Source organism: Streptomyces sp. R818, from assembly GCF_056172735.1.
This window is the reverse complement of sequence record NZ_JAOCNE010000012.1, coordinates 155389-168706: the sequence shown is the minus strand read 5'-3', so window position 1 is coordinate 168706 and position 13318 is coordinate 155389. Positions and strand designations below refer to the sequence as shown.

Annotated in this window: 8 protein-coding genes, 2 tRNA genes and 1 pseudogene; 9 read left to right on the top strand and 2 right to left on the bottom strand. The window is 72.9% G+C overall.

Going from position 1 to position 13318, the window contains the following annotated elements; genetic code table 11:
- Positions 1–13: 13 nt before the first annotated feature.
- Positions 14–649 carry a SigE family RNA polymerase sigma factor gene (locus tag N5I75_RS27175; RefSeq protein ID WP_476681550.1) on the top strand — a complete coding sequence of 212 codons (636 nt, stop codon included), beginning with the start codon at positions 14–16 and terminating at the stop codon, positions 647–649.
- Positions 650–767: 118 nt separating this feature from the next.
- Positions 768–2420 (top strand): long-chain fatty acid--CoA ligase, encoded by a 1653-nt coding sequence (locus tag N5I75_RS27170; protein WP_476681548.1) that lies wholly within the window; start codon positions 768–770, stop codon positions 2418–2420.
- Between the two features lie 70 nt (positions 2421–2490).
- Here the strand turns inward: N5I75_RS27170 and N5I75_RS27165 are convergent, their stop codons facing one another.
- Entirely contained in the window at positions 2491–7005 is a 4515-nt protein-coding gene (locus N5I75_RS27165; RefSeq protein WP_476681546.1) for a PAS domain-containing protein, read from the bottom strand.
- Positions 7006–7208: 203 nt separating this feature from the next.
- Entirely contained in the window at positions 7209–7733 is a 525-nt protein-coding gene (locus N5I75_RS27160; protein WP_476681544.1) for an SSI family serine proteinase inhibitor, read from the bottom strand.
- A gap of 213 nt (positions 7734–7946) precedes the next feature.
- Here N5I75_RS27160 and N5I75_RS27155 point away from each other — a divergent pair.
- The 7 genes and pseudogenes from N5I75_RS27155 to N5I75_RS27125 all read left to right on the top strand — a co-directional run bounded on the left by N5I75_RS27155 (position 7947) and on the right by N5I75_RS27125 (position 13311).
- A tRNA-Ser gene (locus tag N5I75_RS27155) sits at positions 7947–8037 on the top strand.
- A gap of 226 nt (positions 8038–8263) precedes the next feature.
- A tRNA-Arg gene (locus N5I75_RS27150) sits at positions 8264–8336 on the top strand.
- A 92-nt stretch (positions 8337–8428) separates the two neighbouring features.
- Positions 8429–9333: pseudogene (locus N5I75_RS27145) on the top strand (DUF2797 domain-containing protein).
- 333 nt (positions 9334–9666) lie between these two features.
- Positions 9667–10020, top strand: a complete 354-nt coding sequence (locus tag N5I75_RS27140; protein WP_476681542.1) for an antibiotic biosynthesis monooxygenase family protein — start codon at positions 9667–9669, stop codon at positions 10018–10020.
- Positions 10001–10912, top strand: a complete 912-nt coding sequence (locus N5I75_RS27135; RefSeq protein ID WP_476681540.1) for an amidohydrolase family protein — start codon at positions 10001–10003, stop codon at positions 10910–10912. Before N5I75_RS27140 ends, N5I75_RS27135 begins: the two co-directional genes overlap by 20 nt.
- Before the next feature lie 126 nt (positions 10913–11038).
- Positions 11039–11788, top strand: coding sequence for a response regulator transcription factor (locus N5I75_RS27130; RefSeq protein WP_476681538.1), 750 nt, complete (start codon positions 11039–11041; stop codon positions 11786–11788).
- A complete protein-coding gene (locus tag N5I75_RS27125; protein ID WP_476681536.1) occupies positions 11785–13311 on the top strand; it encodes a sensor histidine kinase in 1527 nt (508 codons plus the stop codon). The genes N5I75_RS27130 and N5I75_RS27125 overlap by 4 nt, the downstream gene beginning before the upstream one ends.
- The last annotated feature ends 7 nt before the right edge of the window (positions 13312–13318 follow it).

Sequence of the window (13318 nt, the reverse complement as noted above, 5' to 3'; positions counted from 1 at the left end):
ATAGCGTGGAGCCATGACCGCAACCCTGGCGCCTGTCTGCACCAGCGCATCGAAGTCGGCGACGCGAACCCCGGCGGGGACGCGCACCGCGCACCCGGCGCACCCCGCGCCCGGCGGGCACTCCGCCCCGGCCGTTCACCCCGGGCAGTCGGCGTACCCGTCCTTCGCTTCGTACGTCCGGGCGCGCCAGCCCGTGCTGCTCCGGACGGCCCGGTCGCTGACCGCGAATCCGTGCGACGCGGAGGATCTGCTGCAGACGGCGTTGGCGAAGACGTATGTCGCCTGGGACCGGATCGAGGATCACCGGGCGCTCGACGGTTATGTGCGCAGGGCCCTGCTGAACACGCGGACCTCGCAGTGGCGCAAGCGCAAGGTCGACGAGTTCGTCTGCGACGAGCTGCCGGAGCCCGCGACCCCGGGGGCCGCGGACCCGGCGGAGCAACAGGCGCTGCACGACGCGATGTGGCGTGCCATCACCAAGCTGCCCGCGCGGCAGCGGGCGATGGTCGTCCTGCGCTACTACGAGGATCTGAGCGAGGCGCAGACGGCGGAGGTGCTCGGGGTCTCGATCGGTACCGTCAAGAGCGCGGTGTCGCGGGCGCTCGGCAAGCTCCGCGAGGACCCTGAGCTGCGGCCCGCACGCAGCTGAGCACGGTGGACGACGGGCGGATGCACTGATCGATCATTCCGGGAGTAGTGACATACCGCCTGGTATGCAGTGAGAATCGGCGGAACCCTACTGCTCCGTAGCGCCCCGGGAGGACGCCGTGCTGAGCACGATGCAGGACGTACCGCTGACCGTCACCCGCCTCCTCACGCACGGGGTGCGTGTGCACGGCACCTCACGGATCACCACATGGACGGGCGAGGGCGAGCCGCACCGCCGTACGTTCGCCGAGGTGGGAGACCGTGTGGCCCAGCTCGCGCACGCGCTCAGGGACGACCTCGGGGTGCGCGACGACGATCGTGTCGCGACCCTCATGTGGAACAACGCCGAGCACGTCGAGACGTACTTCGCCGTCCCCGCGATGGGCGCGGTCCTGCACACGCTCAACCTTCGGCTCCCCGCGCAGCAGTTGGCGTGGATCGTGAACCATGCGGCCGACCGCGTGATCGTCGTCAACGGTTCGCTGCTGCCGCTGCTCGCGCCGCTGCTGCCAGGCCTGAAGACGGTGCAGCACATCGTCGTCTCCGGACCCGGTGACCGTTCGGTGCTCGAAGGCGCTGACGCGCAGGTCCACGAGTACGAGGAGCTGATCGCCGGGAAGCCGGTCACATACGACTGGCCGGAGCTGGACGAACGCCGGGCCGCCGCCATGTGCTACACCTCCGGCACCACGGGGGACCCGAAGGGTGTCGTCTACTCGCACCGTTCGATCTACCTGCACTCCATGCAGGTGAACATGACGCAGTCGATGGGTCTGACCGACTCCGACACCTCGCTCGTTGTCGTCCCGCAGTTCCACGTGAACGCGTGGGGGCTGCCACACGCCACGTTCATGACCGGCGTGAACATGCTGATGCCGGACCGTTTCCTGCAGCCGGGGCCGCTGGCCGAGATGATCGAGGCCGAGCGCCCCACGCACGCCGCCGCCGTCCCCACGATCTGGCAGGGCCTGCTCGCCGAGCTGACCGCGAAGCCGCGCGACGTCTCGACGCTCACCCAGGTCACCATCGGCGGCTCCGCCTGTCCGCCGTCCCTGATGAAGGCGTTCGACGACCTCGGCATGCGTGTCTGTCACGCCTGGGGCATGACCGAGACGTCACCGCTCGGCACGGTGTCGCGGCCCCCGGTCGGGGTCGAGCCGGACAGCGAGGAGGAGTTCGCGTACCGGCTCACGCAGGGCCGTTTCCCGGCCGGTGTCGAGGCGCGGCTGAGCGGGCCCGGCGGCGAGATCCTGCCCTGGGACGGGGAGTCCGCGGGCGAGCTGGAGGTCCGCGGCAACTGGATCGCGGGCGCGTACTACGGCGGCGTGGACGGTGAGCCGCAGCGGCCCGCCGACAAGTTCAGCGAGGACGGCTGGCTGAAGACCGGCGACGTCGGCACCATCAGCCCCGACGGTTACCTCACCCTCACCGACCGCGCCAAGGACGTCATCAAGTCCGGCGGTGAGTGGATCTCCAGCGTGGACCTGGAGAACGCGCTGATGTCGCATCCGGATGTCGCCGAGGCCGCTGTTGTCGCCGTTCCGGACGACAAGTGGGGGGAGCGGCCGCTCGCCACCGTCGTGCTGAAGGAGGGTGCGAGCGCCGACTTCGAGACGCTGCGTGCCTTCCTCGCGGAGAAGGTCGCCAAGTGGCAGCTGCCCGAGCGCTGGACCATCATCCCCGCGGTGCCGAAGACCAGCGTCGGTAAGTTCGACAAGAAGGTGCTGCGCAAGCAGTACGCGGACGGGGAGCTGGCCATCACCCAGCTCTGAGCCCCCGGCTCCTCTCAGCGCGCTGTTTCACGTGAAACGAGGGCCGCCCTCAATGGGCGGCCCTCACTCGTCAGTTGGTGCCGATCCTCGCCAGCAGATCCACGATCCGGCCCTGCACCTCGCTGCTCGTCGACCGCTCAGCGAGGAAGAGCACCGTCTCCCCCGCTGCGAGTCGTGGCAGGTCGGCGTGGTCGACGGCGGCCGTGTAGACGACGAGGGGCGTACGGTTCAGCTGGCCGTTCGCGCGCAGCCAGTCGATGATGCCCGCGCGCCGACGCCGTACCTGGAGCAGGTCCATGACCACCAGGTTCGGCCGCATCTGGCCCGCGAGCGTCACCGCGTCCGCGTCGCTCGAGGCCCGCGCCACCTGCATACCGCGCCGCTCGAGCGTGGCGGTCAGGGCGAGCGCGATCTCCTCGTGCTCCTCGATGAGCAGGACCCGGGGCGGGTGCTGCTCGCTGTCGCGCGGCGCCAGCGCCTTCAGCAGCACGGCGGGATCGGCCCCGTACGCGGCCTCGCGCGTCGCCTGTCCGAGGCCCGCGGTCACCAGGACCGGCACCTCGGCCGCGACGGCGGCCTGGCGCAGCGACTGCAGCGCGGTGCGTGTGATCGGCCCGGTCAGCGGGTCGACGAAGAGCGCGGCGGGGAACGCGGCGATCTGCGCGTCGACCTCCTCGCGCGAGTGCACGGTCACCGGGCGGTAGCCGCGGTCGCTGAGCGCCTGCTGCGTCGTCACGTCCGGCGCGGGCCACACGAGGAGGCGGCGCGGGTTGTCGAGCGGCTCCGGGGGCAGCTCGTCGTCCATGGGCTGCGGCTGCGGCCTGACGGCGACCTCGACGGCGCCGCCCGGACCGTCCAACGGCTCGGGGCCCTCGTCGGCGTCCTGGTCGGGCGCGCCGATCGTGTAGGAGCGGCCGTGCCCCTCGGACGCGTTCGGCGGCAGCAGAGGCGGTTGCGGCTGCGGGTGCGGCCGGGCAGTCGCGTTCCGCGCCGGAGGCGGCGTCATCCCGCGCGGCTGCGACGGCGGCTGTGCCGTGCCACGCGGCGGGGTCTGCGCCGGGCCCTGGCCCGGTACCTGCGGCTCGGCGGCGTCGTTCTGCTCGGGGCCGGTCGACAACCGGCGCCGCCGACCCGAACCGCCACCTTGTGGCTGGCCGCCCTGTGACTGACCACCCTGCGACTGGCCGCCCAGGGACTGGTGGCCGCCCTGTGACTGACCACCCTGCGACTGGCCGCCCAGGGACTGGTGGCCGCCAAGGGACTGGCCGCCTTGGGGCCGACCCGAACGCGGCACACCCTGCGACGGCGTCGCGCCAGGGTGGGCGGGCGGCTGTGCCGGGGCTGCCGGAGCGGCCCCCTGCGGACGTTGCGGCTGGTCAGCGGGGCGCCGACCGAACGGCACACCCTGCCCGAGCGTGCGCACGCTGAAGGCGCGACCCTGCGTCGAGTTCGTGTCACCGGCCGGCTGCTGCGGAGCCTCGGCGGGCAACGGCTGGGCGGCACGCGGCCGCGGCGCGTTCTCCGGCGGCAGCGGAGCCGGGGCGGGCGTGCCCTGCGCGGGCGTGCCCTGCGCCGGGTGCGGCTGCGGCGGCGTGTGGTCCTCCTCCGCCAGGTGCCCCGTGGCGGCGGCGTGCTGCTGAGGTTCGTCCGGCGCCGCCCCGGGCTGCGCGCCACCGGCCCGAGGACCACCGGTCTGGGCCGCCATGGGCTGTGCGCCACCGGTCTGTGCGGTCCCGAACTGGGCGTGACCGGCCTGTGCGCCACCGGTCTGTGCGGCCCCGAGCTGGGCGTCACGGGCCTGGGTGCCGCCGGTCTGCGCCGCCCCGAGCTGTGCGCCACCGGTCTGCGCCGGACCAGGCAAAGGCGTACCAGGCAGGGGCGTGCCAGGCAGGGGCGCGCCGCGTCGCCGCCCATTGCCGACAGCGCCCGGCTGCACGCCAGAGACCGCGTCAGCCGCGTCAGTCGCCTCAGCGGCGTCGGCCACCTTCTGCTGTACGTCGACGGGGGCGGCCCCGGATCCGGACCCGGCCGCCAGCCTGGCCGCAGTGTCCGTCACGTCGAACGGTACGGGCCCGGGGTTCGCCACCTGCGGCGCGCGGTCGGCCTGCGCGGGCGGCAGGGCGAACACCTCGCGGGGCGCCGCCTCCTCGGTGGTCACGGCACTCTGCGCGGTACCGAGGGCACGCCGAGCCCGCCGCCCGGAAGGCTGCTGCCCGCCACCGGCGCCGGCACCGGCGCCCGAACCCGCACCCGAGCCCGCCAGTTCGAGTTCGCCGTGGTTCGGCCCCGCCCCCGGCTGCTGCGAGGAGCCCGACGGCAGCGCGGGCAGCGCCGCCTGCTCGGGGTCGCCCGCACGCCGGGCACGCCGCCCGGTGGGCGCGGGCACGCCCTGCGGCGGCACCGTCTGACCCAACGCAGGCGAGCCCGCGGCGTGTTCGGCCGCCGTCAGCACGGCGCCCTCGGCGGCCGTACCGGCCTCGGCGGACCGTGCCCGCCGCCGCCCGGTGCCGCCACCAGTGACTTCGGGGCCCGCCGCGGCCGCGGGCGCCACGGGCTGCTCGGGACCTTCCGCTGAACCGACCGGCTCGGCGGCGCGCCGCCCGCGCCGACGGCCCGTACCGCCGGAGCCGGAGGACCCGCTCTCCGCCTGCGCCTCACTGCTGTCCAGGAACGAGTCGACCGAGGGCCCGGCAGCGCGCCTGGCCCGGCGCCGTCCGCCGCCCGTGGCCGCGGTGGCCTGCTCGGGAAGGCCCGGGACGGGCTCGGCGACCTGCTCGGTCACGGCTGGTTCAGTCACGGCCGGTTCGGTTACGGCCGGCTCGGCGACCGGCTCGACGTACGGCACGGCCGGGACGGGAACGACCCCGGCACCGCTGCCGATCGGCACCTCGAGCACGTACGCGCTGCCGCCCATACCGGGCATCTCGTGCGTCTGCAGCACGCCGCCGTGCGCCCGCACGATGCCCCGCACGATCGGCTCGTGCACCGGGTCGCCGCCCGCGTACGGGCCGCGCACCTCGATGCGTACGGTCTCGCCGCGCTGGGCCGCGGCCACGACGACGGTCGAGTCGACGTACCCGGCGCCCGCGGGGACCCGCGCGTTGCCCGTGGCATCGATCCCGGCGACGTCGGCGATCAGGTGGGCGAGCGCGGTGGCGAGCCGGCCCGCGTCGACCTCGGCCTCGATCGGCGGCGCGTGCACGGCGAACTGGACGCGCCCGGGCCCGATCAGCTCCACGGCCCCGTCGACACCGGCGGCGACGACCGCGTCCAGCATCACCGGCGTACGGAGGAGCTGCTCGCCGCCCGCGTCGAGGAGCTGGTAGGCGAGCACGTTGTCGACGAGGGTCGTGATGCGGGAGTAGCCGGCGGCCAGGTGGTGCAGGACCTGGTTGGCCTCGGGCCAGAGCTGCCCGGCGTCGTCCGCGGCCAGCTGGCCCAGCTCGTGCCGGAGTTCGTCGAGCGGCCCGCGCAGCGACTGGCCGAGGACGGCGAGCAGCTGGGAGTGGCGGGCGGCCAGCTCCTCGAACCGGTCCTTCTCGCGCTCGGCGAAGGCGGCGCCGCGCTCGCGCTCGGCGGACAGCTCCTCGGCGTGCTCCTCGCGCGCGGCGGCCAGCTCACCGCTCAGCTCCTCGCGCGTGGCGGCGAGTTCGGCGCCCAGCTCCTCGCGGACCCGAGCCAGCTCGGCGGCGCGCTCCTCGCGCTCCTGCTCGGCGGCCTCGTCGCGCCGGGCGAGCTCCTCGGCGTGCTCGGTGACGAGCTTCTCGTACGGGCGGCGGTCGGTGAAGGTCATGACGGCGCCGACCAGTTGGTCGCCGTCGCGCACGGGCGCCGTCGTCATGTCGACGGGTACCTTTTCGCCCTTCTTGTTCCACAGCACCTGGCCGCGGACGCGGTGCTTGCGTCCGGAGCGCAGGGTGTCGGCCAGGGGCGACTCGGCGTACGGGAACGGCTCGCCGTCGGGCCGCGAGTGCAGCACGAGCGGGTGCAGCTCCTGACCGCCGAGATCGCTGGCGCGGAAGCCGAGGATCTGCGCGGCGGCAGGGTTCACGAGAACGATGCGCCCGTCGGTGTCCGTACCGACGACGCCTTCGGCGGCGGCGCGCAGGATCATCTCGGTCTGCCGCTGCGAACGGGCCAGTTCGGCCTCGGTGTCGAGCGTTCCCGAGAGATCGCGGACGACGAGCATCAGCAGCTCGGAGCCGCTGTACGAGGTGCCGCCCGTGCTGTACGGGTCCACGGCGTCCCGGGCGCCGTCCGCCACGTTCGCGCTGGTCACCTCGACGGGGAACTCGGTGCCGTCGGTCCGCCGCGCGATCATCCGCGTCGGCTTCGTGCGCCCGCGCTCGTCGGTGACGGTGTCGGGCCTGCGCATCGAGCCGGGGATCAGCCGGGAGTCGAACTCCGGCAGCAGATCGAGCAGTCCGCGGCCGACGAGGGCCGTGCCCGGGGCCTCGAAGGCCTCCAGGGCGATCGCGTTGGCGTTGACCACCGTCCCGTTGGTGTTGACCAGCACCAACGCGTCCGGGAGTGCATCGAGTATGGCTGCGAGGCGAGCAGCGCCTCGGGATGGCCTGCTGCTCACGACGACGCTTCCTCCCTGATTCACCGCGACTTGCCGACCGTGCGGGCCATCTTGCCTCGCGGCCCGCAGCGTGTCACGGAAGGGAGTCTACGGGCACCGGTTGTCATCGCGGCGCCGGATGAGAGGGAGCCCACGTGGAGGGGTGGAGGTTGTGCGGACCCCGTGCACGCCGGGTCGGGGCGATGTGCACGCCTGACCCACGGTCACGACGCCGTCGCGGGGAGCACGGGGATCATCCGGTGCCAGCGGGAGATCTCGCAGCCGTTGGTCAGCTTGTACGTGGCGTCGACGGGCCGGCCGTGCCAGGTCCCGGTGATGTGCGCGGTGGCGTCGCCGCCGTACTGCATCGTGCAGGCCGTTCCCTTCGGCACGGGGGCGAACGGGTCCTGGCCGCCGCGGTCCAGCTCCTCGAGCCGGTCGCAGGCGGCGGCCGGGTCAGTGTGGGTGCCGCCCGCGGGGCCGCACTTCAGTTCGTGCGTGCCGTCGCCGCTCGTGCCCGAGTCGGTGACGGAGACGGTGAGGTGGCCGGCGCGGCCGCCGTCGAGGCCTCCGAACCCGTCACCGATGCCGCTGAACGCGCCCGGGTCCACGAGCCCGTCGAGCGAGCCGAACGGGGACGGCGGCATCCGGGTCGGGCCGGTGTCGGCGTGCGCGGCGGCCGGTACGGCGGCGAGGGCCGCGGCCGAGGCGACGGCGGTCAGCAGGAGGCGGGGGGCGAGGCGGGGCACGGGGCGGGACCCCAGGCGGGGGCGGGCCGGGAGGAGAAACGTCGCTTCAACATGCCGTGCTTAACGCGCGCCCCGCCATGACGTTGCGCTCCGCCCCAGGGCTTTGCTCTCCGGCCCGCCCGCCTAGTACCGTGGGGGGCGATTGGTGACGCGGCGCTCAGCTGTGTCATCATCTGCACGCACCGATTCGCGCAAGCGCGGAGCGGTTGTGCTGGAGGCGTCGCCTAGTCCGGTCTATGGCGCCGCACTGCTAATGCGGTTTGGGACTTAAATCCCATCGAGGGTTCAAATCCCTCCGCCTCCGCCCCAAGATCGAAGCCCCGGTCCACACGGACCGGGGCTTCGGTGTTTCCCAGGCGCCCGCGACGCGGCCCGGCTCCGGGCGGGCCCGCGACTGCGAGCGCGTTTTCGCAGGTCACAACGGGTGTGCCTAACGGATTTCACATGACGGCGGCAGTCATGTAATGTTCTTCCTGTCGCCGGGAACGAGCCGAAAGGCAAGGGGCCGGAGACAAAAACTGAAAAGACAAGCACTCGTAGCTTAACGGATAGAGCATCTGACTACGGATCAGAAGGTTGCAGGTTCGAATCCTGCCGAGTGCACATCGAGAAGAAGCCCCCGGAGGATCTCCGGGGGCTTCTTCGTGTGTGCGGTGGGCGGGGGCGTTGTCAGTGGGGCGCGGCATGCTGGGGGCATGACGTGGTGGTGCACCGGGATGCGGTGGGGCGGGGGGCGGCCCGGGTTCGGCTGGACGGGGGAAAAGGGGGAGCGGGAGAGCGGGGTGCGGTTCGGGGAGCCGGTGGCTTTCCGGGTCGGTGGGGCGCGGCGGTGTCTCGGGGTCTGGCGCGGGGGGCGGCGGACCGTGTGCCCGGGGTGGGAGGACGTGCCGGTGCGGGGGACGCGGGCGCAGTGCTCGGCGTGTGCCGGGATCGACCGGGCGCGGTCCGTCGCCGCCGACACCATGGCCGATGATCCGCGGCCGTACCACGTGTATCTGGCCTGGTTCGGGGACGGGCTCGTGAAGGTGGGGATCACGGGGGTGGGGAGAGAAAGCGCGCGGCTGCTGGAGCAAGGGGCGGTCGCCTTTACGTGGCTGGGGCGGGGGCCGCTGATGTCCGCCCGGCGGGCCGAGGAGCTGCTCCGGGTGGCGCTCGGGGTGCCCGACCGGATCCCGTACGAGCGTAAGCGCGGCGTTCGGGCGGGGCTTGTGGAGGCGCGGGGTGGAGCGAGGAGCTTGCGCGGGCGCATACGGTGGCCGTGCGGCTCCGGGAGGGGGCGGGCGGGGGCGGGTGGCCCGAGGCGCTCGAACCGTTGCCCTGCCGGGTCGTCGAGCACGCCGAGGCGTTTGCGCTGGCCGCTGTCGATCGGGTCGATGCCGTTGTGGCGGGGCTCGCCGAGGGGGCCGTGGTGGCCGGCACCGTTGCTGCGGCCGCCGGGCCTGATCTGCATCTCGTCGAGGCGGGTGGGCGGAGGCTCGTCCTCGATACGCGGGTGCTGGCGGGGTGGCCGTTGGAGGCGGGGCCCGCGGGGGCGGGGGTTTCGGGAGTTGAGGTGCGGGAGGTCTCTTCGGCGCCGGGGGTGCAGGGTGGGTTGTTCTAGGTGGGCGGGGCTGAGCTGGGTTGGCCGGACCGGGCCGAGCGGAGGTGTGGCGGGCTGTGCCGGGTGCGGGGCGGCGCGGGGCGAGCGCGATCGCTAAGGCGGCCCGATACGGGGCGTGTCGGCTGCCGGGCCTGCCGGGTGCGGGGCGGGGTGGCGCGGGCGTGATCGCGTGCAGGGCGTGCCGGGGGCGGGGCGGGGTGGCGCGGGCGTGATCGCGTGCCGGGCATGCCGGGTGCGGGGTGGTGTGGGCGTGATCGCGTGCAGGGCGTGCTGGGGGCCGGTGGGGTGGGTTGGCATGGACAAGGTGGGGATCGGTGGGTGACCGTGGGGGGCATGAGTGATCACGTCGTGGGGGAAGCGCGGCCGTTGCCCGCCTTTGAACTGCCCTATTACGTCGTCGTGTTCAGCTCCGTGCGCAGGCCGGGGGATCAGGGGTACGGGGAGACCGCCGAGCGGCTCGACGAGAGGGTGCGTGACGTGCCGGGGTATCTCGGTCACGAGTCCGCGCGGACGCCCGGTGGGCTCGGGATCACCGTGTCGTACTTCTCCGATGTCGCCGCCATCGAGGAGTGGCGGGCCGTCGGTGAGCACCGGGACGCGCAGAAGCGGGGCCGCGCCGAGTGGTACGAGCAGTACACCGTGCACATCGCCAAGGTCGAGCGGAGTCATGGGTTTGTGCGTGGCTGAGTCAGGTGGCGGGGACGACGAGGCCGCGCTCGTCGGTGCGTTCTTGCGGCGGCATCGGCTGCCCGGGCTCGTCGACGTGCACACCCACTTCATGCCTCAGCGGGTGCTCGACAAAGTGTGGGCCTACTTCGACTCGGCCGGGCCGCTCGTGGGGAGCGTGTGGCCGATCACGTACCGGGAGGAGGAGCGGGAGCGGCTGGCGCGGCTGCGCGGGTTCGGGGTCGTCGCCTTCACCTCCATGCTCTATCCGCACAAGGCGGGCATGGCCGAGTGGCTGAACGGGTGGGCCGCCGACTTCGCCGCGCGGACGCCCGACTGTCTGCATACCGCCACCTTCTATCCCGAGCCGGGGGTGGAGACGTACGTCCGTCGGGCCCTGGAGCGAGGGGCCCGGGTCTTCAAGGCGCATGTGCAGGTGGGGGCGTACGACCCCAATGATCCGTTGCTGGATCCTGTGTGGGGGCTGCTCGCCGAGGCCGGGGTGCCTGTCGTCGCGCACTGCGGGTCCGGGCCCGCGCCCGGCGCCTTCACCGGGCCCGGGCCCATGGCCGAGGTGCTCGCTCGGCATCCACGGCTGCCGCTGATCGTCGCCCACATGGGGATGCCGGAGTACGCGGAGTTTCTGGATCTTGCCGAGCGGTACTCCGAGGTGCGGCTCGACACGACCATGGCGTTCACGGACTTCAGTGAGGCGCGGGCACCGTTCCCGAAGCGGGAGCTGGGGCGGCTCGCCGAACTCGGACTCGGCGGGCGGATTCTGCTCGGCAGCGACTTTCCCAATCTGCCCTATCCGTACCTGCATCAGCTCGAAGCCATCGAGGAGCTCGGGCTGGGGAGCGAGTGGGTGCGGGCCGTGTGCCACACCAATGGTGCCGGGCTGTTCCGCACGTAGCCTCGCAACGGGGACGACGTGGCCCTGGCTGTGGTGTCCGGGTTCCTGAGAGGCTCCTGTGCGTTTCTCAGGAATTTCACAGGTACGGAAAAGGGTGCTCTCAGAGGCGCGTCGCACTGTTGCGGTATGACGACGACCTCGCCCCAGGGGCGCACCGAACTGCTGAGGCCGGACGGTAGCCCCGTCCGGGTGCTTGTCGTGGACGACGAGCAGTCGATCACCGAGCTGCTGTCCATGGCCCTGCGGTACGAAGGCTGGCAGATACGGGCCGCCGGCGACGGGGCCGGAGCCGTGCAGACCGCGCGGGAGTTCCGGCCCGACGCCGTCGTGCTCGACATGATGCTGCCGGACATGGACGGGCTCAGCGTGCTCGGGCGGATGCGCCGCGAACTGCCCGACGTGCCGGTGCTCTTCCTCACCGCGAAGGACGCCGTCGAGGACCGGATCGCCGGGCTCACGGCCGGTGGCGACGACTACGTCACCAAGCCGTTCAGCCTGGAAGAGGTCGTCGCGCGGCTGCGCGGGCTGATCCGGCGGACCGGTGCGGCGGACCGGCGCAGCGAGTCCGTCCTCGTCGTCGGCGATCTCATGCTCGACGAGGACAGCCATGAGGTGTCGCGCGGCGGGACCAACATCCACCTCACCGCCACCGAGTTCGAGCTGCTGCGCTTCCTGATGCGTAACCCGCGGCGCGTTCTCAGCAAGGCGCAGATCCTCGACCGCGTGTGGAGTTACGACTTCGGCGGGCAGGCCAACGTCGTCGAGCTGTACATCAGCTATCTGCGGCGGAAGATCGACGCCGGGCGTGAGCCGATGATCCATACGCGGCGCGGCGCCGGTTATCTGATCAAGCCCGCCGCCACGACGGTGTCGTGAGACGACGCCGTACGCGGACGCTGCGGACCCGGCTCGTCGTCACCGCGGTCGGGCTGATCGCACTGGTCGGCGTGGTCATCGGCACGGTGACGACGCTGGCCCTGCACACGTACCTGTACAAGCAGCTCGACGGCAAGGTCGACCAGGTCGTCCGGATGGCCGGGGGCGGGCCCGGTGAGAAGCCGCAGCCCGGCGCGGGAGCACGCGGGAACGACCTGTCGTTCCTGGGGCTGCCCGGCCCCGGCGGCGAGAAGACCGTGGGCGCGCTCGTCGGCGCCGATGGATCCATCAAACAAGCGGCCGGTTCCGACCGTGACTCCCCCACCCGCATCACCGACCTGACCAGCGCCCAGTCCGACGCCCTCGACACCGTCCCCCGCGACGGCAAGGCGCACAGCGTCAGCCTGCCCGGACTCGGGGAGTACCGCGTCCAGTCGTCGGGCAACGGCCGCCTGCTCGTCGGGCTTCCCGCCGACGACGTCGAGTCGACCCTCAACACCCTCATCCTCATCGAGGTCAGCGTCACCGGCGCCGGTCTGCTGGCCGCCGGGGTGACCGGGGCCGTCATGGTCGGTGTCGCCCTGCGGCCGCTGCGCCGGGTCGCCGCGACAGCGACCCGGGTGTCCGAACTGCCCCTGCACAGCGGCGAGGTCGCCCTGTACGAGCGGGTGCCGGACGCCGAGGCCGACCCGCACACCGAGGTCGGCCAGGTCGGCGCCGCGCTCAACCGGATGCTCGACCATGTGCACGGCGCGCTCCAGGCTCGGCAGCAGAGCGAGACGCGCGTACGGCAGTTCGTCGCGGACGCCAGCCATGAGCTGCGCACGCCGCTCGCCTCGATCCGGGGGTACGCCGAGCTGACCCGGCGCGGGCGCGAGGAGACCGGGCCCGACACCCGGCACGCGCTCGGCCGCATCGAGTCCGAGGCCGACCGGATGACCGGCCTGGTCGAGGACCTGCTGCTGCTCGCCCGGCTCGACGCGGGACGGCCCCTGTCGTACGAGGCGACGGACGTGTCGCCGCTCGTCGTCGACGCGCTCAGCGATGCCCGTGCCGCGGGACAGGACCACGTCTGGCGGCTCGAACTGCCCGAGGAACCGGCCACCGTGCTCGCCGATGCGGCCCGGCTGCATCAGGTCCTCGTCAACCTCCTTGCGAACGCCCGTACGCATACGCCACCGGGCACCACCGTTACCGCGCGCGTGCACCGGCACGGGCCCTGGGTCTGTCTCGACGTGCGGGACGACGGGCCCGGCATCCCCGCCGAGCTGCTGCCGCGCGTCTTCGAACGGTTCGCGCGCGGCGACTCGTCGCGGTCGCGCAAAGCGGGTTCCACGGGGCTCGGGCTCGCCATCGTGCAGGCCGTCGCGGCGGCGCACGGGGGTGCCGTGACCGTGGACAGCGTGCCTGGCCGCCGGACGACGTTCACCGTGCATCTGCCCGCCCACCAGGAGGCGGCGCGGGCCCGCGTCGAACCCCGTACGTACTCACAGGCGGGCCAAAGCTTCACCACACAGCGCTAACAGGGCA

Coding starts and splice junctions, on each gene's coding strand:
- N5I75_RS27135 (WP_476681540.1), top strand. CDS start 10,001: ATGGGTTTGTGCGTGGCTGAGTCAGGTGGCGGGGACGACGAGGCCGCG.
- N5I75_RS27175 (WP_476681550.1), top strand. CDS start 14: ATGACCGCAACCCTGGCGCCTGTCTGCACCAGCGCATCGAAGTCGGCG.
- N5I75_RS27130 (WP_476681538.1), top strand. CDS start 11,039: ATGACGACGACCTCGCCCCAGGGGCGCACCGAACTGCTGAGGCCGGAC.
- N5I75_RS27140 (WP_476681542.1), top strand. CDS start 9,667: ATGAGTGATCACGTCGTGGGGGAAGCGCGGCCGTTGCCCGCCTTTGAA.